This is a genomic window from Acaryochloris marina S15 (assembly GCF_018336915.1).
In the GTDB taxonomy this organism is placed as follows: domain Bacteria; phylum Cyanobacteriota; class Cyanobacteriia; order Thermosynechococcales; family Thermosynechococcaceae; genus Acaryochloris; species Acaryochloris marina_A.
On sequence record NZ_CP064923.1, the window covers coordinates 3,608,202 to 3,632,128 of the forward strand.

Below are 23,927 nucleotides of genomic sequence, written 5' to 3' on the forward strand. Positions count from 1 at the left end.
GCCTATCTGTGACTAACGGGAGGACAACTGTTCATACCCTGGCCATTCCAGCCAAACAACTTCTTCTCGCAGTTGTTCGCCCGTGACACTGGATAAACGAGTTCGAAACAGCTCGACGCCCCGGACTTCATAGCCGAGTTCTTCAGCAATGGCGGCCAACAGCTCTCCTGTTCGAATTAAAACCTGGAGAAAAGAAGCCTGATCACCCACAACATAGGCCAGTTGGGCTCCCGGCTTTAGAATAGGGCGCAAGTTCGCAAAATGGCGCTTCATGCCCCCAAAGTAGAGGGCGGTGACCCTATGATATAACTTCTCAAACCCCGAATCTTTGTCCATTTCCAAGCGACGGCGTTCGATAGTCGCGGCGAGCTGAGTGACTTGCGGTGTGTTTGCCACCCATAAATCATCCCGATCGGCGGCAAACGCATTGCGGGTATTCGAGCGGAGCAATGACTGTTTATAGGCTTTTAAGTCGGATGGATCCTGAAGAAACCCTAGCAGTACCGACTCTAACCGCGTGGTGCGGGTGTAGTCTTTTTCATTCGGATAGGGGGGAGAGGTAATCACCGCATCAATGGATTCTGGCTGAATCACTCGGGTTAAATCCCTGGCATCCTGGTGATGGCAAACCGTCGGCGGGGGGCAATCGATGCCACCTAAGTCTACGGCCATCGCCAAAACCTGCTGATGCCAAGCGGTTAAAACGGGAGCATCCTGTTTGCGCTGGCGGCTGATACCGACTTCTGGGGCAAATCGCAGGTTACTGGCGGTATGGACACTGGTATGGGCCAGGGCAAGCTGGAGGAGAGGTCGCAGTTGAGGATTCCGTTCGGCATCGATAGCATCCCGCAAGACCAGACATTTATGGAGGGGCAGATCGCCAATGGAGTTTTTGAGCAGCAGCGATTGTGCCTCTGGTGCCAGCTTTTTTAGGTGGGTTGTATTTTTAGGTGTAATGTCGCGGGAGAGGAGATAGCAAATCCGTTCTGCGGCTCCTCGCACTTGATCTGGATCAGCGGTCCAGGTGGTTTTGGTGCGGGAGGCAAACCAGGACATGGGAGTCGCCTCCACTCCCACAGCAGGAATCCCTTGTTTCTTGGCTTCTACAATCGTGGTCCCAGTGCCACAAAAAGGATCTAGGAGGGTGCTGTTCGCCGTTAGACCGAACTTATCAATATAGGTCCGGACCAAATGGGGTGGAAAGGACAAGATAAAGCGATACCAATCATGAAAACTGCGATCGCTCTCCTGCAAGCGATTCAGATTGAGATCCTTGGGATTAGAGGCGTCCATTAAGAGGATTGCGATCTCGTCTGGGTAACAATCCGATCAAAATACCAGTTCAGTCCTGGAGCTAGAACGCTGTGTAGTTTGGCCAATAATCCCATTTCCAATCCAGGAGCCACCACAAACTGGTTATTTTTTACCCCTTGGACAATCTTTTGGGCCACATCTTCCGGCTGCCACATTTCCGCAGAGGCGGTAATGTTCTTCGTCTCTGGGGGTTTTGTTTTATTTTCCGCTTCCAGTTGGGGGGTATCCGTATCGGGAGGATAGACAATTGACAAGCCAATCCCAGTCCCTTTCAATTCTCCCCGCAAGGATTCAGCCAACCCCCGCAGTGCAAACTTGCTGGGGCTGTAAGGGGTATATCCAAAGAGCCCCACTAGTCCTGCCCCTGACGAAATCAACACAATATGTCCCCGGTGACGCTCTTCCATTAGGGGCAAAACCGCTTTAACGGCATACAAAGTGCCAAAGTAATTGACCGCCATCGTTTGCTCAAAGACTTCGAGGGGAACATCTTGGAAATAACCTGGACGGGCCATACCTGCAGCGGTCATTAAAATATCGGGTGGTCCCAGTTGTGCAGTTGCAGTGTAAATAGCTTGGTTTAAGGCTTCTCGGTCAGCGACATCCGCCTCTAAAGCTAAAACTTGCTGGCCGGACTGGACTGCTTTAATGTCCTGAGCGGCTATCTCTAATTGACTAGGAGTGCGGGCAATCAGGGAAATATTTGCCCCATGACTGGCTAAGAGGCAAGCGGTAGCCTTACCAATACCACTCGATCCACCCGTAATCATGACATGGCGTTGATCAAAGTCCATCCGTTGACTCAATAGTTGTCCTTAACGATAGAAATTACCCCGAACGCTCATCCCTATCGATGAACAATCTGTCGCAGCAGATAATTCCAGATCTCCGGGATGGGGTGGCGAGGCTGACTCAGATGGGAAGTTTCTCCCGTAAAAGCCATGTTCCATTGTCCTTGCTCATGGACCAGTTTAGTTAACCCACAGGTGGGAAAGCGAACGGGAGAGCGCTGATCGACCAGTCCCCAAGCGGCTCCCTTGCCAATTAACTCATGGGTAACGATGAGCAGCGGCCCTGAAAAGGTCTCCACCAATTGCTGAAGCGCTTTTCCTGCCCGGGCAAGCGCCTCTGCTTCAGTTTCTGGGAACGGGGGAATGATATGGCTCCGGTAATGTCGATCAATTTGAGGGAAGCGATCGGCCATCTCACCAACAGGCAGCGGTTCTGGACAACGCTTAAACAGCTTGGAACTCATATGTTCTCCCAATCCAGCCTCCAGATGGATGGGCAAATTCAAAGCCGTTGCTGTATGGACTGCCGTCACTACGGTTCGTAAAAAAGGAGAAGCAACGATATTCTCGATGGGTTCTGACTTAAGACACCGAGCCACATCCTGAGCCTCCACCACCCCTGCCGCTGAGAGACCTGGATCATGGGGACGTTCTGCCCGTTTGCGCCAGCCTAAGTCAGCATAATCTTGCCGATGGCCATGGCGTGCAATCCAGACTACTTCAGACATATTGGCACCCCAAATTAGGCAGGGATTTCAGTCTCTATTTGAGACAGAGCAGAAGCAAGGGTCTCTACGGTTTGGCGAATTTGGGCTTCCGTATGGGTGCTACTCAGGAAAAAGCGGAGTCGAGCCTCATTTTGGGGCACCACAGGGAAGGTCATAGGTTGGACATTAATCCCTTGGTGAAAGAGCTGCTGGGATAGATGCAGCGCTTTGAGGGTATCGCCCACCATCACGGGAATAACAGCCGAACCTTGACTGGTCCCGGTGTTCAACCCTTTTTCTTTAGCTAAGTCTAGAAATAATTGAGCCCGAGCATGAAGCCGAGCCACGCGCTCTGGTTCTTGCTTTAGGACCTGTAGTGCCGCCAAAGACGCAGCCGTATTGGCAGGGGTAATGCCAATGCTATAGATAAAGCCGGGTGCCGTACATTTGAGGTATTCAATCAAAGGCTGGGAACCAGCAATATAGCCTCCACAGCTGGCAAAGGACTTACTGAGGGTGCCCATCCAAATATCAACGGTTTTAGGGTCAATACCAAAATGCTCACTAATACCCTGACCGTGCTCGCCCAAAACCCCAATCGAGTGGGCTTCATCCACCATTAGAAAAGCTTTATGGCGTTCTTTGAGTTCAATAAATTCGGGTAAATCGGGAATGTCGCCATCAGCACTGTACACCCCTTCAATCACCACCAAAACTCTCTGATAGCGTTGCCGATGCTGCTTCAAGAGTCTTTCTAGATCTGCTGTATCATTATGGGCAAAGGACATGGCCCGTGCACCTGACAGCATACATCCGAGAAAAATGCTGTTGTGGCTATAGGCATCGTAAAGAATCAGGTCATCACGGCCAAATAAATGTCCAATTGTGGTGACGTTGGTACCATGACCCGCGACGTAGAGAACGGCGTCATCTACACCAATAAAGTCTGCAATTCCTTGTTCAAGCTCTAAATGTAAGGCTTTCTCGCCAGAGACGGGGCGGCTAGCTGAGACTGAAGTGCCATAGCGATCAATGGCTTGTTTGGCGGTTTCTGAAACAGTTGGATGTCCGGCTAGCCCTAAATAGTTATAGCTGGAAAAATTGATCAGCTCTTTGCCATCAATGCAGGTTGTATCTCGAGCAATCCCTTCATGGACAGAGAAATAAGGGTTGCGGATATCATTCGCTTGCAGTTGGGCTTGCTGCTCTTTGAGCTGAAGATATTCAGGATAGAGATCGAAGCGATAATGTTCGGGAGGAATTTCGGGTTCAGATTCTGCTTTTTTCTGCAATAATTCCGCCAGCAATTCGCGTTTTTCTTCTGCGGAGAGATGATCCAGGGAATTAGAGGAATTACTCATGGGCAACATTATGCTCTGACAACATCGCGTTCAGCAGGCCATCCACTTCATCGTCACTCAATACATCCAATTTGGACAGGAGTTCATCGGCATCTGCGGGTAATGCTGAAGTAGTGGGAGAACTGCCTTCATTATCGGTTACTAAGTGCTCTGATAATTCACGAATATTGGAATAATCTAGAACAAGCATGGGATCCAAACGGCGACCCAGAAAATGTTCCAGTTCACCTGAAACATTGACGACTTCTACGGAGTTCATTCCGTAGTCAATGAAATCCACATCGATATCAATTTCCTCTGGACTCATTTCCAAAGAAGTTGCCAAGTGTTTTTTTAACCAGGCTTGAATGTCTGCCAATGTAGGGGAAGTCTGCAGGGGCGAAACAGTTCCCTGAGACTGTGCTTCCGCTACAGCGACCGTGCTTTGATAGTTATCCTGGATTGGCATATTGTTTTTACTCTAATTGCTTAAACAACAGGTTAAACCGAATTGTGAATTTAAGTTAAAACTTCGGTTCATCATAAAAGATTTATTTAACAGCAACAAGGTGGCATGTAGAGATTACTCAATTGGCCCATTCTTTAAAGTCCTTAGAACTAAATGTTCTAGTCTCCTTAGTAATGCCGTTGATCAATCTAGCCCTTTGCCGTTATGGGAAAGTTATAACTTAGTCCAGATGGGGTGGGAGTGATCAAGGTTGCTTCAGTCGAAACTGCCTCATGTTACGCATGGCTGATGTCTTTCCTGAGATAAGTGTGTAAGTTGAGACTGACTTTCTGCCTGAAAAAGTTCCAAGGTTTACTGTTTTTTTTAGGCGCGAGGCATGCTCTTGGCTACACTCTCTAAGTCTCCCTCTAGAAATTTGGCTCTACAAGTAAACCGCTGAATTTTACCACTAGATGTCTTGGGAATACTGCCGGGTTTGAGCAGCAGCAGGGCATGAATCTGCAGGTCATGGTCTTTGGCAACCGCCCGACGAATTTGGGTGAGGATGTCTTTTTCGACGGCGGCAGGTTCTGAGTCTGAGGTCAGGGTTGTGGGAGGGACAAAATTATTGAGCTGAGCGGTTTGGGAGGATGGCTTCTTGCCATTTTTTTGATAGCGATTGATATAGTTCCGCTCCAACTCCGCCACTACTACTAGCCGTTCTTCACCTGCTTCTGTAATCGAAAATGCAGCGGCACAATTGGGTCGAATACCGGGATAGCTTTGGACCACGGTCAACTCAATGTCCTGGGGATAATGATTACGGCCGTTGATAATAATCACATCCTTTAAGCGACCCGTCACAAAAAGCTCGGAACCCACCAAAAAGCCATAGTCTCCAGTCCGTAGAAATGGGCCAGACCCGGTATCTGCTAAATGGGCCTGAAAGGTTTCTCCAGATACTTCTGATTGCCGCCAGTATCCCTGGGCAATGCTTTCGCCAGACACCCATATTTCGCCGACTTCTTCTGCTGAACATTGTTGGAGGGTTTCAGGATTGGCAATAACGATTTCCTGGCCTTGGAGGGCGGAGCCGCAACCCACTAAGGTGCGGGCATCGGCATCTTTAGAATGGGCAGAGACAACTTGATGTTGTTCTAGGGCTGCGCCTTGGACTGTTTTTAGAGCGGGTTTGGCATTTCTCTGTCCCCCGGAAACGATCAGGGTGGCTTCGGCAAGGCCATAGCAGGGGAAAAATGCTTCAGACCGAAATCCACAGGGGGCAAATTTGGTGGCAAAGTCTTCAAGGGTTTGAGCGCTGATGGGTTCTGCTCCGTTAAAGGCCACCCGCCAGGAGCTCAGGTCCAATCCCTGGAGCTGCTCTGGTTTGACTTTGCGCAAGCATAAATCATAGGCAAAATTTGGCCCACCGCTGGTAGTGGCTCGATAGCGAGAAATCGCTTGTAACCAGCGAATAGGACTTTGCAAGAACATAAAGGGGGACATCAACGCCACGGGAAACCCTCCATATAAAGGCTGCAAAATCCCACCGATCAAACCCATGTCGTGATAAGGCGGTAGCCAAATGACCCCTTGGCATTGGGAACTATGCTCAAAGCATTGATGAATTAGAGATAGATTCTGTAAGAGATTGTCATGGGTGATCATCACCCCTTTTGGCGTTGCAGTTGATCCAGAGGTGTATTGAAGAAAGGCTAAATCTTGTCCTTGGGGATGAATCTCTTGCCAGGCTTGGCGGGGTTCGGTGACGCTGAGGCTATCGGTCGCCAGCCACTTGAGGGCGCTCAACTCTGCTGCATCAATCAGCTGTCGTTCGAGTTTCGACAGGATTTGGGACGTTGTCAGGGCAAAAATGGCTTGGGAATCAGCAATCACGCTTTGCAAGCGCATCAGGGAGCGATTGGGACGGGGTGGATAAATCGGGACTGCCGTGACGCCTGCATAGAGGCAGCCAAAGAAGGCGGCAACATATTCTAATCCGGGCTGATACACCAATAGGGCTCGGTCACCCGGTTGGCAAGCAGACTGTAACGCGGCTGCGATCGCACGGGCCTTAGCATCCAACTCTGCATAAGTGAGATGGAGGGTTTCATCTTCACCATCGACTAAAAAGGTAAAGCCTTGATGATCTGGCTGGTGAGCCGCTCGATAGCGGAGTAAATCCACCAAACTTTCCACCTTCGGTGGGCAAGTTCCTTCGACCTTGGCGTCCCAATTTGTTGTTTCAGCCACGTTATACTCCATCCTGACTACAGGATTATGAATTCGTTTTCGATTTGAATAGCCCTTGTAACCGCTGATCCCATTTCTTCTGATTGGTCTCTGCATCTTTGATATAGGGAGACCAAGCAATCAATTGGATAATGAACTGATTCAGTAGGGAAGCAGGGAATTTTAGAGGACGGACAATATCGACAAAAAGGACGACCCGAACTTCATCGGTATTATTCCAGGCCTCATGCTCGAAGGAGTCATCGAACACTAGGCTTTTGCCTTCTTGCCAATGGCGCACATCATCTCCCACTCGAATCCCGCAGTCTGAAGCGGCCTCGGGAATGACCAGTCCCAGATGGTAGCGCAGAACGCCATTAAAGGGGCCACGATGGGGCGGTATTTGCTTTTGTGGCAGCAAAATAGAGAAAAAAGCAGTCTTTACACCGGGAATACTGACTAATAGTTTCGCCGTTTCCGGACAAAGACGACAGTTTTGCTCTGCCGTCACCCCGTAGGCATAAAAGAAAAAGGTTTTCCAGCGCTGATCATTCGTGATGTTGTACTGATCGGGGGAAATGTCTTGAAAATTAGGGAGGTCATCTCTATATTTAAGAATTTCATCTAATTCCTTACGGATAACCTGCCAATTATCCTCAAAAGTTTTTACCCATTCAAACTGAGCGGTATCAAAGAACGTCGAGTTTCCCACCAGGGAAGCAGACCGAATGATGCGCTCTAATTGACGCAACAGATTTTCACCTGCTTTTAGGGCGACCTCACGGTTCTTAGTTTTGAAATCGGTGTAAAACTGGCTCAATGCACTCATAAGTTAGGGGGTAGAAATCAACAATTGGGCGCATTAACACTCCAGCCAATGTACACCATGATCTGTCTCGATGCTATTGGGACCCTTTAGCCGCTGATAACGCATCAAATCGCTGGTCCCATTTCTTTTGATTAGCGGCTGCACCTTGAATATAAGGGGACCAGGAAAAGAGCTGAATCACCGCTCGGTTCAACAGAGAGATCGGGAATTTAACCGGCCTCACCACATCCAAAAACAGGACGACACGTACACTATCCGCATCGTTCCAAGCCGTATGTTCAAAAGAGTCATCAAACACTAGGCTTTTACCTTCTTGCCAATGACGAATGTCCTTGCCGACGCGAATGCCACATTGGTCCGTGGCCTCTGGCACCATCAACCCGAGGTGATAGCGCAGGACACCGTTATAGGGACCTCGATGGGGTGGGATGCGTTGGTGGGGTAGCAAGATCGAGAAAAAGGCTGTTTTTAACCCAGGGATTTGTTCAATCAACCGGGTGGTTTCTGGGCAGCGATCGCAGTTCTTTTCAGCCTTGATGCCATAGGCATAAAAGGCAAACATTTTCCACTGGGTATCTTTAGTGAGTTCAGAGTCATATTCCACCAATTCTTCAAAATTGGGCAATGCCTCTTGGTATTGGAGGACCTGTTCCAACTCTTGACGAATCGTTCGCCAATTCTTTTCCAAGAGAGAGACCCAACTAAACATATTGGGGTTAAAAAAGGTGTTGTGGCCCACCAGGGACGAACGCGAAACCAACCCGCCAATATGTTTGCGCATTAAAGTTTCGAAAAATTCTTTCACGGGACTGTATTCCAATGATGTGTTGACTATCGTAATAAATCCTTAATTCTGATGGCTGAGTGGGACATCAGAATTAGATTAGTGAGATTTCATAATCGCACCTAGGCGTTGTTCCCACTGGTTCTGAAGCTTTTTAGCATCCTGAACAAAGGGCGACCAAGAAATTAAGCGAATAAGGGTTTTGTTGAGGACAGAGACGGGAAATTGAAGGGGTCGGATCACATCGACAATGAGTACGACCCGAACCTCGTTGCTATCGTTCCAGACCTCATGGGGAAATCGATCATCAAAGACTAAACCTTGCCCCTGCTGCCAATGACGAATTTGATCCGCTACCCGCAGACGGCATTGGGTTTCGGGTTGGGGCACTTTTAGGGCCAGATGGTACCGGATGACTCCCTTGAAAACCCCGCAATGCTCGGGAATATGTTTGTGGGGCAACAAGATGGAGAAGAAGGCCGTTTTCATGCCCGGAATGGATTCGATCAGTTGGCTGGTTTGAGGACAGTGAGCACAGTTTTGAGCCGCTTTTACCCCAAAGGCATAGAAGAAAAAGGTCTTCCAGCGATCGTCTTGGGTGAGACGGTACTGATCTGGCGATAAATCTTGGAAGTTGGGTAGCTCATCCTGATACTGGAGAATATCATCCAGTTCTTGGACAATGATGTGCCAGTTGTTTTCTAGCCTCTTGATCCAGGGGAACTGTTGAGCTTCGATAAAAGGCGTATTTCCCACTAGGGAGTAGGACTCGATCAGACCTTCGAATCGCCGCAATAACTGCTCGGCTCCCTTTAAAAAGAGCTGACGACTTTTAGTCTGCCAATTTCCATCGTGTTGACTGAAAGCATTCATAGCACTGGAGGTTTGAGTAGACAATCTGTCCTTGGCTTTCACTAAGGATGACGACATCAGATCGGGGAACGTTAAATTACGATTGATTCGCGGCCATAGGGGCCATCAAATCTGAGATATTGCCTTGGGTTTCTTGTTTCCACTCAGCAACGGGTTGAAAACTGTTTTCTAAAAATTTAGTTCGACAAGCGCGACGCTGGATCTTGCCACTAGAGGTTTTGGGGATGGCACCCGGCTTGAGAAGCAACACGGCATAGACTTCAGCCATATGGTCCTCGGCAATGGCCAAACGAATTGCTCCGATAACCTCTTCGACGGGTAAGCGACGGAAAAAGTTTCGTTCCACTTCATGGACAATCACCAGATGCTCTTCACCATTCAGGGGAATGGAAAAAGCAGCGCCATGGTTGGGCCGTAGGGCCGGATGGCATTGCTCAACGGTTTGTTCAATCAGCTGGGGATATTGGTTACGCCCCCAGATAATCATCAAGTCTTTAATACGGCCCGTGATATAGACTTCACCATCCTGGACAAAGCCTAGGTCGCCGGTACGTAGAAAGGGTCCTTCGCCGGTATCAGCCAAGTGGGCCTGAAAGGTCTCGGCGGTGATGTCAGGTCTGTTCCAATAGCCTTTGCCGACGCCGGCCCCAGACACCCAAATCTCACCGACTTGGTTTTCCGCACATTTAGTTCGGGTATCGGGATTTGCGATCGCAACCTTATCCCCTAACAACATGCGGCCACAGCCGATAATCGCCTGGGCTTTGTCAGACTCCGGCTCTACAGACACCACTTTATTTTCGGCCAGGGCCGTACTGTCGAGATAGCGAATCACGGGTGGCTCTGACTTCAGGCCCCCGGAGATAAATAAGGTGGTTTCAGCCATGCCATAACAGGGATAAAAGGCTTCCCGGCGGAAGCCACAGGGGCCAAAAAAGTCCACAAACTTATCCAGGGTATCGGCCTTGATGGGCTCTGCCCCAGAAAAGGCTACTTCCCATTTGCTCAGATCCAGCTTGTCTCGCTGCTGCGGCTTTACCTTTTGGCACAGTAAATCATAGGCAAAGTTGGGTCCGCCGCTGGTGGTCGCCCCATATTTAGACACGGCTTCTAGCCACAAAATCGGTTTTTGGATCAGGGAAATCGGCGACATCAGGGTCACTGGGAACCCCCCATACAGGGGTTGAAGAACACCCCCCACCAGACCCATATCGTGAAATAGCGGTAGCCAAATCACGCCTTGACTCGTGTCTGAATGGCCAAAGCCCTCATAAATCAATTTAGAGTTATGGAGCATATTGCCGTGGGTGACCATCACCCCTTTCGGATCTCCAGTGGACCCCGAGGTGTATTGCAAAAAGGCCAACGTGTCCGGCTCTAAGTCGGGCTGCACCCAAGCAGAGGCCTGATCCATGGGCACGGTATCCGTGGCCAGCCAGGTCAACTTATTTAAGTACGGCGCTAAATCAGGATTCTTTTTTAGCTGGGTTTTGAGATGCTCCAAAAATCCTGCGGTGGAGATCAGTACAGTCGCTTCCGAGGCTCGGGCGCGGATTTGGAGTTTGGCAATGGCTGCTGATTTACGGGGAGGATTATCGGTGACGGCCACTACCCCGGCATAGAGACAGCCAAAAAAGGCAGACACAAATTCTAGTCCGGCATCGTAGGGATAGACGACCAGAACGTTGGTGCCACGGGCGGTCAGGGCTTGTATTGCGGCTGCGATCGCACGGGCTTGCAAATCCAAGGTGGCATAGGTGAGAGTGCCGGATTCAGTTTTACCATCGGCTAAAAAGGTATAGGCATCTAGATCAGACTGGTGCTGAGACCGCTCTCGAAGCAAATCGACTAGAGTTGAAGGCTGGGTCATAGGGGCAATATCCGCAATAGCAAAATCCTAAGTTTGAGAACATAAACCCGCTAGTACTTACATCACGACAAAGGCGGATCTGCATCACATTACTGTAGTTGAGGGATGCTTTAGACTTCAAGTATTCTTGCGTGCACTAGCCGTTTCTTACTCTTAATCAGACATAGTATTAGCCCTCTAGTTCTTACCTAACGATGGATTTGCCGATCAACTGTGACGGTCAATTTTGTTGCATATTCGATCCGAAAATGCCATTTCGCCTGTCCATACTAGCGGTAGTTATGAGTCTGTTGATTGCCCACTCACCATCTAGCTTTCTGAGGTAAATACCTAGATTTCGCCCCTTAGATATTAGGCGTCTTAGACCCGGTTCTTAAGACAAATCACCACTCTAAAGGGATAATAGCTACTACATGCATGAAGAATTAAGGCTCTAAGATTTTGTTTCTCTTATAGGAATGCACCAGAAAAGCGTTTACTAAGCTTGGTTGGAGAAGGTCAATCTACCAGTCAATAAATGAACCTCATGGTCCCTATTTACCTGTTTCTTGGTCATTTCTTTTACCCCACTCATTAATCACTCCAAAAATCCAAGCAAGCAGAGTTAGAGAGACTAAGAACAATAATTATTTCCAAGAAAAAATAGCCGACAATCGTAGCTATTGCGAACAGAGCCTCTGCCTAGAGCATAAGACCCAACAGTGGAGAAGGAGCCTAACCATGCAGTGTTTAAAGATGTTATTACCCAATTCAACCTCTAATGCCAAACTTGATCACACTACAAACTGATGAATAAGTTTTGGCAACACAAAACGATTTTTCGCCTCCTGCTGCTGTTCTGCATTGGGCTAGGACTCGTTTTTCTCTTTCAAAAAATCAATCTCCAAGGTCGTGATCTGCTAGATGCATTTCAGCGGTTTAGCATCGAATCCCTATTTCTAATGTTAGGGGTTACTTTGGTACAAATGGCCTTTCAGGTAACTCGTCTCTGGGTACTTTGTCCTCAATCGGCAGGAGTGAGTTGGGCCCAAGCCGCAAATACTTACGTATCGGGCCAATTTATTGGCAATTTTGTTCTCAGCCAAGCGGGGCATGCCGTTAAAATTGCCCTGTTGCGCAAGGATAAAGATACCAAGGGCCGAAAAATTGATGCAGCTGAGGCTACAGCCGTCATCCTAGTGGATAAAATGCTAGATGTCGGCATTCTGGTCACCCTAGCTGTTCTATCAGCATTACAAGTCTCCGTCGGTTTGCCCCAAGTCGATTGGTGGGAAAAAGGTATTATTTTGCTGATCGGCATCCCTTTTCTAGGGGTCGCATTGTGGGCCATCCTCCGAGGTTTGCGCCAACGGTTTCCAAAATTACGTCAATGGTTCCGAAAGTTTAAGATCGGACTAGCTGTAATTCGTAATCCTCTCCAAATTCGTAATGCTGCGGTCATGGACTTGGGAGACTGGTTTACGGAATGTTTACTGTTGCAAATGCTATGCATGGCTCAAGGTCATGTCCTATCTTTACCCCAACTTTTGATCTGCTTGTTTGTTCTGAACTTGGGGCTGACGGTGCCTACGACTATGGCCAACCTGGGTACCTACGAAGCTGCCCTAGCCTTTTCTCTCAATGGTATGGGGGTGCCCCTGGCGCAAAGTGTGGTGATTGCAACGATGTTTCATGCTTATCAACTATTCAGTTTGCCTGTGTGGACGTTTATCCAAAAGTTGAGTTATCGCTTCTCACCCAAGTTAGACTCGACACTGTCCATTCCCATTCCTCAAAAACGCACAAAAGTTACCTCCAAGTAACTGATTTATAGGCATATGCCCCTTCTTTTTCAGTAAAAGGACTGATGGGTTGAGTCAAGCGGTTGTACAATCGCAAAATTGAATATAAACGAGCTACCGTAGTCTTGATATTTAAAAGGCTAACGTCTAGATAAGTTAAAACTCTTATCCTTTCATCAGCTTAAACCTGTACTTCTTCGTAAAAGTAGTTGAAGCTAGGGGATAAACCCAAACTGATATTAAAGCAGGTATAAAATGAGAGGCTATCTGAAACTAAGCTTTACCCATAAATCCTAAAACCCTCTCTAAGCAAGGCTTAAACTTTTCTGGAAAGTCTCATCTAGAAGTGTTAATCTAATAATTTAGCATCTATATTTTTATACTGACTGAGTTTTATATTTTCATAAAATAAATATCAAAACAAGATCAAAGGATAAAAATAATCTTATTAAATCAACAGAAAGTCATGAATATATCTCTTGCTCTGACTTTACTGACATTGCCATATTTTCATTCAAATGCAAGCAGTTCTTTTGACTTAAATAATAAGCCAAAATACCAACTATAAAATTAGATATTATTGCTGCAGTAAAAATTCCTGTCAAGCCACTCATATTGTTACCAATATAGGCAACAGGAATATAAATAATAAAGAATTGAAGAAATGAAATTGATATAGCCGGCAAGGGTTTTCCCATCGCATTAAATGCTGAGCTTGCAACTAAAATAATGCCAACCATGCCATAGCTAATAGGTACAAAAGAATAATAAGTAGCCGTAATACCAACAACATCTAAATCTTGGTTAAAGTATGTCGCAATAGTTTGCCCTGAGAAATTCAAAACAACTGCAACAAATAAGCCCCACCCTAAACAGAATCTATAACTATATTGAAGAGCTTTTCGAACTCTTCCAAAGGCATTGGCTCCCCAGTTTTGCCCCACAAAAGGACCTATACTGGCAGCCAGCGCAGAAACAGTGATCAATGCAAAGGACTCTGTTCGAGTTGCGATACCAAAGCCAGCAACTGCTGCAGAACCATGACTAGAAATTAATCGAGTAATAATACCAGTGGCAAAGGGTGTAAGCAACATTGCGATTGCCACTGGACAACCAATTTTTAGAATTTCTTGCCAGCACTCAATGGTCTTTTGAAGACTAGGATGCTTCCGGGATAAGAGATTCTCCTTGACGCGCAGGACAAAAAGAACTGCTAGTAACGTGAATGCTCTTGAAATAACGGTTGCGATTGCGGCCCCTTGCAGCTCCAGTCGAGGGAAACCAAATTCTCCAAAGATAAAGAGTCGATCGAGAAAAATATTTAATGCTGCAGCAAAAGCCATTATGATTGTTGGCGATAGCGTATTCCCCGCAGCTCGAATTGCATTGGTGCCTACCATTGGAATAACTAAGAAAAGCATTCCTAAGTACCAAATTTGCATATAATCTTTGATATAAGGCAAGACATATGGTCCTGATCCTAAGAGTTGAAATAAAGGTTCAATAGTAAAGAAACCAAGACTTACAAAGAGCATAACGATGACTAGGGAAAGACTCAAGCTTGCAGTAGTATATTGCTGTACTTGCTTCAAATTGCCTTTACCAATAGCTCGGGAAATGACTGAAGAGGTTCCAATTCCCAACCCCATCGCAAGACTGCCAAAAGTCATCACTACGGGAAAGGTAAAACTCATCGCTGCGAGCTGGTTGGTTCCTAGCTGTCCGACAAAATAGGTATCAATTAGATTAAAAGCAATAACTGATATGATTCCCAATACCATGGGAGCCGTCAGTTTGAGAAGAATAGGCCCTATCGGTCCTTCGGTCAATTTACATGTCATGAGCTGAATTCTCGAAACTGTATATTCTCGGATGCAGTTGAAAGGAAGAACTCAAGTCAAGAATTTCTAGTTCTTACGAATTGAGCACCAAATTTTAGTGAACATAAACCTAGTATTTCGAACACTGTGGCGGGATAACATCAGGCCATTGCAAACATTAATAGTTCTGTTCACTAAACCAACTGATTTTTTTCGTTGAACTAAATAACTAAATAACAAGGAATCAATGGTCAGCAACAATCTCGAATTCGTTGCCAAACAATAAGCAAAGCCTTTGACTATCCTGCTAATCTTTTGAACGTCATAGATTATGATAAGTGCCAAATCAATTTGGTGATGTATACCAATATTTCCAGATACAGCAAAAGCCTTACATAATCAAAAAAATAATTCTAATACCAATCACCAAAATACCAATTGTTTTTTGAGACAAACTACTCGATTTTAAAAAGCAAACAGTTTGCAGAAATTCCGAATATCAATACAGGTCATTTTGCTAGGTAATTGGTATAAAACTTATGAAACATTAAATTCAAAATATTCATGCATAAGAATCATCTTTCATTCTCTTTGTGGAGTAGCAAACTTAACACTCTCTACTAGAAGCTAGAATTTTCGAGTGGCTAAGCTCTAGTATTTTTTTAAGCTTTTAATTTTTTGACTTCTATACATAAATCCTGAACTATCTGCTGCAGAAAAAGTTCGGACTTTTTCTGCAGCAGCATAGCGCTATATTACTAGGAACTAGTAATGGCGAGATTAGATGATAGAAGCAGCAACTTGTGCTTCCGATGCACCGCCCTGAACAATTGCGATTAAGTCACCACCAATAGAAATGCTAACTCCAAAAGGTAATGGACCAATGGTACTACCGATGCTGAAAACAGTACCTGGTGATAGCTGAATCTTATCTAGTTGACCAAATTTAAAGTCTTGGATAAGGGCATAATCAGCATCCCCTTCACCCAGGTAATAGTTTTTAGGACCGCTACCTGCAGGTTGGCCGAGGATAGTACCATCATCTCCAAGAACGAAGACATCAGCTCCACGACCACCTCTTAGTTCATCAATTTCACCATCACCAAACCCAAAGGGGTCGATAAAGGGATCGACGCCAACGAGGACATCATCCCCACCACCACCAGATAGGGTGTCGTTCGAGAAACCACCGCCAACAAGGGCATCATTTCCTCTCCCCCCTCTGATTTCATCATCGCCGATACTTCCGAAAATAACGTCGTCACCAGCGCCACCATCTAAGAAATCATTACCATCTTCAGCATCAATGAGGTCGTTACCAGCACCACCGAAAATGCGATCATTCCCACTGCCACCGAAAAAGCGATCATTCCCAGCATCTCCGCGAATCCAGTCTGCGCCATCGCCACCGTTGAGAATATCGTCACCAGATCCGCCGCGAATATTGTCATCGCCAGCGTCTCCAAAGATATTATCTGCACCTAATCCTCCGGCAATAAAGTCATTACCGCCTCCGCCAAATAGGTTATCGTTTCCTGCGTCGCCTCGGATATCATCGTTTCCACCTTCACCAAAGATTAGGTCATTCCCATTGCCACCCCTGATAAAGTCATCATCTCCAGCAGCAGGATCAAAGACCCTAGAATCGCCAAAGATGACGTCATCACCATCTTGTCCAAAAAGCCGATCATTCCCAGCGCCTCCGATGATGATATCTACACCAGCACCACCACGGATCAAGTCATTGCCATTAAGACCAAAGATGCCATCACCATCAGCAGTTCCTGTAATGAAATCAGCGAGATTAGAACCAACAATAGTAGCCATGTGTTTACCTCATTAAAGCTAATACTTCAACGTCAAAAAATAAAACTAATCTAAATGCAGAAATCTTAGTGCCACAAATTAAACATCATCTTTTGATAATGTTTAACGACACTACTTTGTAGTGCCCATATATAAAAAACGCTCAATAATAACGCTCCAACTCAAGAGGGCGTATTAGAAAGTTTTGCCGTGAAATAAATATCACGGTTGCACAGCACGCTATAAATTACATACCTAAAAAATAAAGCAAGCAATCCATGAGCTATACATCAAATCAATAAAAGATTCGTCAACGAACCTCTTTATTTCTGAACAAATCAATTGATATGCGTTTTAGATTAATTTTGCGAGGCACGTTTAATTTAATCTGAATTAATCCTACATGAGGGATGTGATTTTGTATATATATTTTTTTAATATTTCAATTTCATCTATGCAAAATATCTAAATTAATTACTCTGAAAATAAAATAATCTAATAATCCTTAGGCACAATAAAAATTTAGAATAATATGACATATCAATAATATATAAGCGATCACACTATATAAGTATGATTTTAAATTTGATTGTGATTTAAATCACGGTAAATTTTTGCTGTTTCTGAAGATAGTATTAAGATGCCCTAATCTTGCAAGTTCAATACTAGCAGTGCCTTCACAGCAGTAAGTAGGTTTAGACTCAAGTAAAGCGAAAGAAAATAACACTTAAGTTTTGATTAAATTCAAACCAAGCCCTCATCTGCCAATAATTTAGATATTTTATATATAAGCCAATCTCATTCAGGGGATAATGATAACTCTCTAAAGCTATAGATATAGAGGTTTTAATATGAGTATCAGCCAGATAAATCTGTTTAGATCATGTTGCTGTTATTCGAGATTTAGCATCGATTAATGGAAGAATTTTAATGCTATTTTTCTCCTATTCTCACAAAAGTCGTCACTCGCAGAAATTTTTATATGGATACTATAGATTGACATCCTGGAATAAATAATAAGTCTTACATAGCGTAAAGATATTCTATGATAAAAATTATTACCATGAATATTGATGAGTTTAAGCCTTGCTTTTAGTCTACCTATAGAAAGTACAGGCTTTAGCTTGAGACAAGATAGAAACTTAGATTTATATTCACTAGTAACGTCATATGTGCAGTGATTCAAAATCTTTATCCCATATAAGATTAAACCTAGTTGTTTTACGTTCTGGCCACCCCAGAGAACTAGCGATTTGGTATGGGCAATTGTTGAAGCAAATGGTCAACGAAGAAAAACACGATAAGGGTCCTCTCCATTTTGCGATTCAACTTGATGATTCTGTGATTGAGTTTTACCCCCAAAAGTCAGAGAAACCCAACACTCCCATGACATTTGGTTTGAGCGCAGATGTTGATACGTTTGAATATTTGCAAACAACGACTGAATGTAAGAATTTGAACAAAAATAGCTTAATCATCAGTGATCCAGAGAATAATCAGATCATTGTGCATAAAATGGCCGTTTAGAATCGTAGAGATTACGTTGGAACAGATATTCTTGTTTACACGCCATTGTGGTAAATCTTTTGAAGCTATTGAAAGACAGATCTCTAACTTAAGCTTTGCCCTCAAGTCGAAAGCTGGGGTCAGGAATAATTCCTTTAGTTGCACGCTGGGTTAAAGTGCGTTGCCAATTAATCGCCAATTCTGGACACCTAGCTAACTCTAGGGTGGTTTCTCGATCGTCAAATTGATGGTGCATCACCTGATTGGCGCGGGCAATTGACCACTGTGGATGGGGACGATCACACAGGAGCAAGGATAAATTAGGCTCCACATAACCTGCCTTTAGAACCCGGAAATACCAGCCCGTTTTGCCATTATTTTGCACCTGCAAGGCTAAATCTCGAATGTGCCAGCGACGCGATAGTTTCCAACAAGGTTGCCGAGGTTGTGAAATTTGAATTTGAGCTTCACCCAGTTGATAAATATCACCAATACATACCGATGATTCAGTTTGTCCTTCAATCGTGAAATTTTCGCCAAAGGCACCATAGAAAAAATCTGACAATTGGAGCGAAGCTTGCCAGCTTGGGTAATGTTCTGCGGCATAAGCCAGAACCGCTTTTTCCGTGCCACCGTGATGTTTTAAATCGGCTTGGCCATCACCGTTTAAGTTAGTCAAACCTAGCCAGATTTTCCCCTGAGTCGGCATCTTCAAGAAGCCAGTTGTCCAGGGTCGGTCCATAAAATCAGTGGCTCCCTCCTTCCCTAGGGTTTGGGGTAAGCCCACCTGAATTGAAATAACGCGAGGTGTCATATAAATTTCTGAGTCACAGGCAAAGTTGATAGTGGCATCCTTTGATTTAAATGCAGAGGGTAAAGTCTGACTTTTAACCCAACAGGAGGGCTACTCATCAGGTGCGACCCAACCATGCTCCCTTAACATTGCTCGGATTGTGGTGTTTTTTGCAGGCTTGTTATTGGGAAGCACATCAAAAGCGGTTATTCCACAACTCTTTGTATACAAGGGGGTTGCCCCACCTTTAAGGAGGAGGTCAACCATTTTGATATTGCCAGTCGAAATAGCACAGTGGAGCGGATTGTCATATATTGCCGAAACAGCATTCGGATCGGCCCCAAGTTCGAGCAATACCATGGCCGCTTCAAATGCCCCGACGAACACAGCATTAATCAATGGCGTTGTACCATCCTCGTCACGCTCATCAATCAGCCAGCCCCGATTTACTAGAAAACGTATACCGTCAGGATAATTCTCGATAGTCAAGAAATTCGCCAAGTAATGTTGCCGATTTTAGCTCAGGATATTCTTGCAACAGCCTATCTGCTAGCGGCGGATCCAGTAAAGCTGCATCCACGAATTGTCCAACAATTTCACGTGAAACCGTCATGCTCTGAACAGGGCTACTTCCAAACGATCTGCCAACCTTTGAATATCGTGGGGACGTGCAATCCCGTTAATCCACTTGGATGGAATATTCTCAATTCCATAATGGATACCTGCTAATCCTCCCGTTACCGCTGCAGTCGTATCTGTATCTTCACCCAGATTGACGGCCTTCAATACTGCCTCTGGATATGATGATGTCGTCAGCAAGCACCACAGGGAGGCTTCTAATGTGTCAATCACATATCCTTCTGAATGGATACTTTCAATGGGCAAATTTTCGATGTCACGGCTAAATATCCGCTCAAAATGGTGCTTTTCTAAAAGATAGGGAAATGCCTGATAAATCTCCTCAGCTTGCTCCAATCCTTGGACATAAGCCTCTCCCGGACTAGCCCCTTCAAGCAAGGTTACTGCGATACAAATGTAAATCCCGCAAGCCATTTGTGAGCGAGGATGGGCATGGGTGATGCGAGAGACTTGATGAACCCTGTCCATCAAAGTGGGTAAGTCTATCGTTTTGTAGCAGTATGCCATGGGTAAAATTCGCATCAGTGAACCATTGCCATTGCTGCGCTCCACCGTATCACCGGCTTCTAACGGTGCAACACCATTTTGCAGCTTCTGAATGGCCATCTGGGTAGTAATGCCAATATCAAATACTTTCCCCCGTGCCGTCCATTCCTGTTCGTAATACCAACGACAAAATGACTGAGCAATGGCCTGGAGCGAAAACCCATCACATAGACAATCCGCGAGACAAAAGGTTAAAGAACTGTCATCCGACCATGTTCCAGGGGGTTCTTTCCATTCATTGCGGCTATCCAGTTCAGTAACCGGACTCTCTATCAGTTCCTCTCTACTCAGGAATTCGACGGGTACCCCCAATGCATCCCCCACACATAAACCCATCAATCCCGAACGTACTTGTGAGAATGGACGGTCTGTAGAAGCTTCTTCAGTGATGAGATTGACCATCTTACCCACACAAGACCTATGGAACTGCCAATACAACCTTAACAACTGGACAGTGGAGGCTTATGCCAACCTGTCTTTAGCTAAATCGCATGTTGCTTCCAGGTCCTAGATCTGGGTTAAAGTCTGCAGCCATTTTTCAGATGTTTAAACTTTTGCAACAAGATAAGGTCACGACCTGATGGGCTTGCTTAGAATATTAACGAACGTACGTTCACTATATGGAACTGCCAACATTGGAGATTACTCAACCTAAACGTTCTTATCGTCGTGATGGGAAACAAGCCATCTTAGAGGCGGCCCTTGAGTTGTTTACCCATCAAGGTTATGAGGAGACTTCGGTTGAGGATCTACGTAAAGCTGCAGGATTTAAATCAAAGGCTAGTCTCTATGCTCACTTTGAAAGTAAAGAAGCGGTTGCTGAAGCATTATCAGTGCAAATTTTTAAGCTGACAGAGCGTCAAATTCTGATTGAGTATGAGAAGGCAGGTTCAGATCCCCTTGAGATTCTAATCGCAATTACCAAAGGCTTTATTCGTTGGGGGCTTGAGCACCCAAAAGAATATACCTTTCGGTTCATTCGAACCCAACAGAATCGCCTGGTTCAAGGCCAATATGACTACACGACGGATCAGTTCTCAATTGCTTACGGCAAAATGTTGGAACTTCTCCAATATTTACGTCAGCAATACCCCGTCCGCCAAATTGCAGATGAAGCCTTAATCAGCGTCACCCTGGGATTGGTGAGTCGATCTGTGATTGATCGGGAAGCGTTTGGCAATATTAGCCTTGAGGAACAGGTCAACCAAGTGTTGGAACTCTGTATGGGAATATTTTTCTCTGAACCCATCTGATGGGTTGAAACTGGCTCTGCTTCATTATCCCCTCACAATAGTTCAAATCTACTCAGTAAAGAGGATAGATCTCTTGCCTTTTCATGGCTATTTGTTCATGAAAAAGTTTGTTGATGATTTTTGTCTTGCTCTATTGAGCAATGGCTCGCCCTGTTAGTGCAAGTTCGATGAGTGCATTTTCACATAATCCTACGGAGAACGATGACTAATGTCCAAAAATAACCCTAAGCAGTTAGGAGAAACAATAGATCGCTTAGTCCAAATTAGAGATTTATGTTCAAATCTGGCTCAATCAGTAGATGCAGGTCTAATTCCAGCTCAGATAGCCGAAATTTGCGACATTGGTGCTGAAGAACTCCAGGATATTGGCCAACAACTGAGTCGATTGCATACTTCTACCCAAAATTGATCGACATCTTGCTCGAACAATTCATATTGGACTATCAAGTATCTTCCATTGATAGTCCAATATGAATTGAGCTAATTCAATTTAATGCAAGCGCTTCGGACGAGGTTATTTCGCACTCGAAATACTTGAATGGTTTCAGCACTGCTTCAGTGCTGAAACCCAGCATTGATGTTTGGGATATTTATTAAAACTGCTGTCACTGCCTTCTTTTAATTAAGAAATTAATCCAAGGGTGGCAATACAAGATTGCTTTTCTGTTCTAAAGGTAAATCGTTGAATCATGGCTTCCACTGATGCTAGAGGAAGTGCATCAATAATAGTGGCTCGGAACATAATAGTGGGTCGCTCAGGAACCTCAATACCACAATGTTCAGAACGTAGAAAGATTCGGTTGATTGGATCTTGATCAATAGAGACCTGAACCCCTAATTCTGGATGTTGGAGGAAGGCTTGAAACATCTCTAACTGTTTCCAGAATTGGATCGTACTAGACTTGAATTCGATGTGTAAAGTCATAGCATAACTCCTGGTTAAGCTTTTATTAATTATGCCCTCAACACAATTGTTAGCTTAAATATTCATCGAAATCTTTATTATTTAGCACTCTTAGAGTGTGAGTGCTAAATATAATGCTCTTCCCAGAAGTTGTTATTGAGGAAAACCAAGCTTATTTGAATGAAAGCTTTTCTACAAGAAAGAGTCAATCGTAATCTGATGAGCTAATGGAGAAGGATTTTTTTAGTATCTCTTGCTACGGTTTGTCTTTCAAAAAAACCTTGGATATTAATAAATAAAAAGCGATCAATGGCCTTTGTCTACAGTTAAATACAGGTGAAGATGGGGTTTGATTACTAAGTACGAGAGATCCAATTAACTGATAACGGTAACTTGCTGGGCACAGTCTTTAGCCCGTTGTCTGGCTTCCTCTATGGTCTCACCTAGGGCTAGAGCGACCCCCATCCGTCGATTTTTATGGGCAGTGGGTTTACCAAATAAGCGAACGCGGCTGGTTGGCACGGCAAGAGCTGCAGCAACGCCTTCAATCTTGGGTTCCTTGGATGCCTCTGAGGCCAAAATTACCGCTGAAGCTCCAGGGCTAATGAGTTGGATATCACCAATGGGGAGACCCAGAATGGCACGGGCATGCAGTTCAAATTCGGACATATTTTGACTGACCATCGTGACCATGCCTGTGTCGTGGGGGCGAGGACTCACTTCGCTGAAATAGACCGTCTGGGGCTGATCGGCCGGCCCAGCAATAAAAAGTTCCACACCAAACAGTCCCCACCCTCCTAAAGCATCGGTAATTTGGCGGGCCATAGCTTGGCAGGCTTCCAGGGTATTGGGGTGGAGGGCACAGGGCTGCCAGGATTCTCGATAGTCCCCGCTTTGTTGCACATGGCCGATAGGAGGACAGAAGTGGGTGCCCGACTGGGACCGCACCGTTAGTAAGGTAATTTCTGTTTCGAACTCGACAAAGCCTTCAACGATGACGCGGGGGGCGTTGCCACGACCGGCTTCTAGGGCATAGGTCCAGGCTGGGATAATTTCGCTGTCTGTTTTGACTAAGCTTTGGCCTTTACCTGAGGAACTCATGACGGGTTTGACCACGCAGGGAAGGCCAACGTGTTGCACTGCCTGTTCATATTCCGCTTGGGTGGAGGCAAATTGGTAGGGAGAGGTTTTTAAGCCCAGGTCACTGGCTGCCAGACGCCGAATGCCTTCCCGATCCATGGTCAGATTAGTGGCTTTAGCGGTGGGAATGACGTTCCATCCTTCCGCTTCTAGTTCGAGTAGGGTTGCAGTGGCGATGGCTTCAATCTCGGGCACAATTAGATCTGGTTTAACCGACTCTATGACCTGGCGCAGGGCCGCCCCATCCTGCATATTAATCACTACATTACGATGGGCAAACTGCATGGCGGGGGCATGGTCGTAGGAATCCGCTGCAATCACTTCAATGCCTAAGCGCATGGCCTCTAGGGCGACTTCTCGGCCGAGTTCTCCTGACCCCAACAGCAATAGCCGTTTGGCAGATTCAGAAAAAGGGGCACCCCAGGGTGTGGTGAGAGAAGTGTTTGCAGGAGGGCTGATCATCGTTGTCGAGGAATCAATCTATAAATTTACATGGATGCAGTATGACCCATAACGGTTTCATACCATAATGCTGATTAGCAGTTTGCGGG

At 45.5% G+C, this 23,927-nt stretch carries 22 protein-coding genes; 4 read left to right on the plus strand and 18 right to left on the minus strand.

Features of this window, described 5'->3' with window-relative positions; translation table 11 throughout:
* Positions 1 to 12: 12 nt before the first annotated feature.
* The 10 genes from I1H34_RS16725 to I1H34_RS16770 all read right to left on the minus strand — a co-directional run bounded on the left by I1H34_RS16725 (position 13) and on the right by I1H34_RS16770 (position 11,188).
* A complete protein-coding gene (locus tag I1H34_RS16725) occupies positions 13 to 1,293 on the minus strand; it encodes a DNA methyltransferase (protein WP_212662152.1) in 1,281 nt (426 codons plus the stop codon).
* Positions 1,293 to 2,108: an SDR family oxidoreductase gene (locus I1H34_RS16730; protein ID WP_212662153.1), complete on the minus strand. Its 816-nt coding sequence runs from the start codon at positions 2,106 to 2,108 to the stop codon at positions 1,293 to 1,295. Before I1H34_RS16730 ends, I1H34_RS16725 begins: the two co-directional genes overlap by 1 nt.
* Positions 2,109 to 2,161: 53 nt before the next feature.
* A complete protein-coding gene (locus I1H34_RS16735; RefSeq protein ID WP_212662154.1) occupies positions 2,162 to 2,833 on the minus strand; it encodes a histidine phosphatase family protein in 672 nt (223 codons plus the stop codon).
* A 14-nt stretch (positions 2,834 to 2,847) separates the two neighbouring features.
* Positions 2,848 to 4,173 carry an aminotransferase class I/II-fold pyridoxal phosphate-dependent enzyme gene (locus tag I1H34_RS16740; RefSeq protein ID WP_212662155.1) on the minus strand — a complete coding sequence of 442 codons (1,326 nt, stop codon included), beginning with the start codon at positions 4,171 to 4,173 and terminating at the stop codon, positions 2,848 to 2,850.
* Positions 4,166 to 4,621 (minus strand): acyl carrier protein, encoded by a 456-nt coding sequence (locus I1H34_RS16745; RefSeq protein ID WP_212662156.1) that lies wholly within the window; start codon positions 4,619 to 4,621, stop codon positions 4,166 to 4,168. The genes I1H34_RS16740 and I1H34_RS16745 overlap by 8 nt, the downstream gene beginning before the upstream one ends.
* 363 nt (positions 4,622 to 4,984) lie before the next feature.
* Positions 4,985 to 6,865: a fatty acyl-AMP ligase gene (locus tag I1H34_RS16750; RefSeq protein WP_212662157.1), complete on the minus strand. Its 1,881-nt coding sequence runs from the start codon at positions 6,863 to 6,865 to the stop codon at positions 4,985 to 4,987.
* 13 nt (positions 6,866 to 6,878) lie between these two features.
* Positions 6,879 to 7,661 (minus strand): aspartyl/asparaginyl beta-hydroxylase domain-containing protein, encoded by a 783-nt coding sequence (locus I1H34_RS16755; RefSeq protein ID WP_212662158.1) that lies wholly within the window; start codon positions 7,659 to 7,661, stop codon positions 6,879 to 6,881.
* Between the two features lie 73 nt (positions 7,662 to 7,734).
* Positions 7,735 to 8,466: an aspartyl/asparaginyl beta-hydroxylase domain-containing protein gene (locus tag I1H34_RS16760; RefSeq protein ID WP_212662159.1), complete on the minus strand. Its 732-nt coding sequence runs from the start codon at positions 8,464 to 8,466 to the stop codon at positions 7,735 to 7,737.
* A gap of 78 nt (positions 8,467 to 8,544) precedes the next feature.
* Positions 8,545 to 9,318 carry an aspartyl/asparaginyl beta-hydroxylase domain-containing protein gene (locus tag I1H34_RS16765; protein WP_212666309.1) on the minus strand — a complete coding sequence of 258 codons (774 nt, stop codon included), beginning with the start codon at positions 9,316 to 9,318 and terminating at the stop codon, positions 8,545 to 8,547.
* 76 nt (positions 9,319 to 9,394) lie between these two features.
* A complete protein-coding gene (locus I1H34_RS16770) occupies positions 9,395 to 11,188 on the minus strand; it encodes a fatty acyl-AMP ligase (protein ID WP_212662160.1) in 1,794 nt (597 codons plus the stop codon).
* A gap of 788 nt (positions 11,189 to 11,976) precedes the next feature.
* On the opposite strand from I1H34_RS16770, the gene I1H34_RS16775 reads away from it, so the two are divergent.
* Complete coding sequence (locus tag I1H34_RS16775; protein WP_212662161.1) at positions 11,977 to 12,990, plus strand: lysylphosphatidylglycerol synthase transmembrane domain-containing protein; 1,014 nt, start codon at positions 11,977 to 11,979, stop codon at positions 12,988 to 12,990.
* Positions 12,991 to 13,433: 443 nt separating this feature from the next.
* Here the strand turns inward: I1H34_RS16775 and I1H34_RS16780 are convergent, their stop codons facing one another.
* Both I1H34_RS16780 and I1H34_RS16785 read right to left on the minus strand, forming a co-directional pair.
* Entirely contained in the window at positions 13,434 to 14,798 is a 1,365-nt protein-coding gene (locus tag I1H34_RS16780) for an MATE family efflux transporter (RefSeq protein WP_249369320.1), read from the minus strand.
* 771 nt (positions 14,799 to 15,569) lie between these two features.
* Positions 15,570 to 16,616 (minus strand): calcium-binding protein, encoded by a 1,047-nt coding sequence (locus tag I1H34_RS16785; protein WP_212662163.1) that lies wholly within the window; start codon positions 16,614 to 16,616, stop codon positions 15,570 to 15,572.
* A gap of 1,257 nt (positions 16,617 to 17,873) precedes the next feature.
* Between I1H34_RS16785 and I1H34_RS16790 the strand changes: the two genes are divergently transcribed.
* Positions 17,874 to 18,122 (plus strand): hypothetical protein, encoded by a 249-nt coding sequence (locus I1H34_RS16790; protein WP_212662164.1) that lies wholly within the window; start codon positions 17,874 to 17,876, stop codon positions 18,120 to 18,122.
* 88 nt (positions 18,123 to 18,210) lie between these two features.
* Here the strand turns inward: I1H34_RS16790 and I1H34_RS16795 are convergent, their stop codons facing one another.
* From I1H34_RS16795 to I1H34_RS16810, 4 genes are all read right to left on the minus strand, one after another.
* Entirely contained in the window at positions 18,211 to 18,915 is a 705-nt protein-coding gene (locus tag I1H34_RS16795; RefSeq protein WP_212662165.1) for an MOSC domain-containing protein, read from the minus strand.
* 90 nt (positions 18,916 to 19,005) lie between these two features.
* Positions 19,006 to 19,383 (minus strand): ankyrin repeat domain-containing protein, encoded by a 378-nt coding sequence (locus I1H34_RS16800; protein WP_212662166.1) that lies wholly within the window; start codon positions 19,381 to 19,383, stop codon positions 19,006 to 19,008.
* On the minus strand, positions 19,361 to 19,507 hold the full coding sequence (locus I1H34_RS16805; protein WP_212662167.1) for a hypothetical protein: 147 nt from the start codon (positions 19,505 to 19,507) through the stop codon (positions 19,361 to 19,363). Before I1H34_RS16805 ends, I1H34_RS16800 begins: the two co-directional genes overlap by 23 nt.
* On the minus strand, positions 19,504 to 20,481 hold the full coding sequence (locus tag I1H34_RS16810) for an ADP-ribosylglycohydrolase family protein (protein WP_212666310.1): 978 nt from the start codon (positions 20,479 to 20,481) through the stop codon (positions 19,504 to 19,506). Before I1H34_RS16810 ends, I1H34_RS16805 begins: the two co-directional genes overlap by 4 nt.
* A gap of 218 nt (positions 20,482 to 20,699) precedes the next feature.
* On the opposite strand from I1H34_RS16810, the gene I1H34_RS16815 reads away from it, so the two are divergent.
* Complete coding sequence (locus I1H34_RS16815) at positions 20,700 to 21,332, plus strand: TetR/AcrR family transcriptional regulator (RefSeq protein ID WP_249369322.1); 633 nt, start codon at positions 20,700 to 20,702, stop codon at positions 21,330 to 21,332.
* A 208-nt stretch (positions 21,333 to 21,540) separates the two neighbouring features.
* Positions 21,541 to 21,741: a hypothetical protein gene (locus tag I1H34_RS16820; protein WP_212662168.1), complete on the plus strand. Its 201-nt coding sequence runs from the start codon at positions 21,541 to 21,543 to the stop codon at positions 21,739 to 21,741.
* A gap of 213 nt (positions 21,742 to 21,954) precedes the next feature.
* On the opposite strand, the gene I1H34_RS16825 is transcribed toward I1H34_RS16820, so the two are convergent.
* Positions 21,955 to 22,257: a hypothetical protein gene (locus I1H34_RS16825; RefSeq protein WP_212662169.1), complete on the minus strand. Its 303-nt coding sequence runs from the start codon at positions 22,255 to 22,257 to the stop codon at positions 21,955 to 21,957.
* Between the two features lie 354 nt (positions 22,258 to 22,611).
* On the minus strand, positions 22,612 to 23,838 hold the full coding sequence (gene purT, locus I1H34_RS16830; protein ID WP_212662170.1) for a formate-dependent phosphoribosylglycinamide formyltransferase: 1,227 nt from the start codon (positions 23,836 to 23,838) through the stop codon (positions 22,612 to 22,614).
* Positions 23,839 to 23,927: the final 89 nt, after the last annotated feature.

Excerpts from the sequence above, each read along its gene's own strand:
- I1H34_RS16725 (WP_212662152.1), bottom strand. The coding sequence starts at position 1,293 with ATGGACGCCTCTAATCCCAAGGATCTCAATCTGAATCGCTTGCAGGAG.
- I1H34_RS16730 (WP_212662153.1), bottom strand. The coding sequence starts at position 2,108 with ATGGACTTTGATCAACGCCATGTCATGATTACGGGTGGATCGAGTGGT.
- I1H34_RS16735 (WP_212662154.1), bottom strand. The coding sequence starts at position 2,833 with ATGTCTGAAGTAGTCTGGATTGCACGCCATGGCCATCGGCAAGATTAT.
- I1H34_RS16740 (WP_212662155.1), bottom strand. The coding sequence starts at position 4,173 with ATGAGTAATTCCTCTAATTCCCTGGATCATCTCTCCGCAGAAGAAAAA.
- I1H34_RS16745 (WP_212662156.1), bottom strand. The coding sequence starts at position 4,621 with ATGCCAATCCAGGATAACTATCAAAGCACGGTCGCTGTAGCGGAAGCA.
- I1H34_RS16750 (WP_212662157.1), bottom strand. The coding sequence starts at position 6,865 with ATGGAGTATAACGTGGCTGAAACAACAAATTGGGACGCCAAGGTCGAA.
- I1H34_RS16755 (WP_212662158.1), bottom strand. The coding sequence starts at position 7,661 with ATGAGTGCATTGAGCCAGTTTTACACCGATTTCAAAACTAAGAACCGT.
- I1H34_RS16765 (WP_212666309.1), bottom strand. The coding sequence starts at position 9,318 with ATGAATGCTTTCAGTCAACACGATGGAAATTGGCAGACTAAAAGTCGT.
- I1H34_RS16770 (WP_212662160.1), bottom strand. The coding sequence starts at position 11,188 with ATGACCCAGCCTTCAACTCTAGTCGATTTGCTTCGAGAGCGGTCTCAG.
- I1H34_RS16775 (WP_212662161.1), top strand. The coding sequence starts at position 11,977 with ATGAATAAGTTTTGGCAACACAAAACGATTTTTCGCCTCCTGCTGCTG.
- I1H34_RS16785 (WP_212662163.1), bottom strand. The coding sequence starts at position 16,616 with ATGGCTACTATTGTTGGTTCTAATCTCGCTGATTTCATTACAGGAACT.
- I1H34_RS16790 (WP_212662164.1), top strand. The coding sequence starts at position 17,874 with ATGGTCAACGAAGAAAAACACGATAAGGGTCCTCTCCATTTTGCGATT.
- I1H34_RS16795 (WP_212662165.1), bottom strand. The coding sequence starts at position 18,915 with ATGACACCTCGCGTTATTTCAATTCAGGTGGGCTTACCCCAAACCCTA.
- I1H34_RS16805 (WP_212662167.1), bottom strand. The coding sequence starts at position 19,507 with ATGACGGTTTCACGTGAAATTGTTGGACAATTCGTGGATGCAGCTTTA.
- I1H34_RS16810 (WP_212666310.1), bottom strand. The coding sequence starts at position 20,481 with ATGGTCAATCTCATCACTGAAGAAGCTTCTACAGACCGTCCATTCTCA.
- I1H34_RS16815 (WP_249369322.1), top strand. The coding sequence starts at position 20,700 with ATGGAACTGCCAACATTGGAGATTACTCAACCTAAACGTTCTTATCGT.
- I1H34_RS16820 (WP_212662168.1), top strand. The coding sequence starts at position 21,541 with ATGTCCAAAAATAACCCTAAGCAGTTAGGAGAAACAATAGATCGCTTA.
- I1H34_RS16825 (WP_212662169.1), bottom strand. The coding sequence starts at position 22,257 with ATGACTTTACACATCGAATTCAAGTCTAGTACGATCCAATTCTGGAAA.
- purT (WP_212662170.1), bottom strand. The coding sequence starts at position 23,838 with ATGATCAGCCCTCCTGCAAACACTTCTCTCACCACACCCTGGGGTGCC.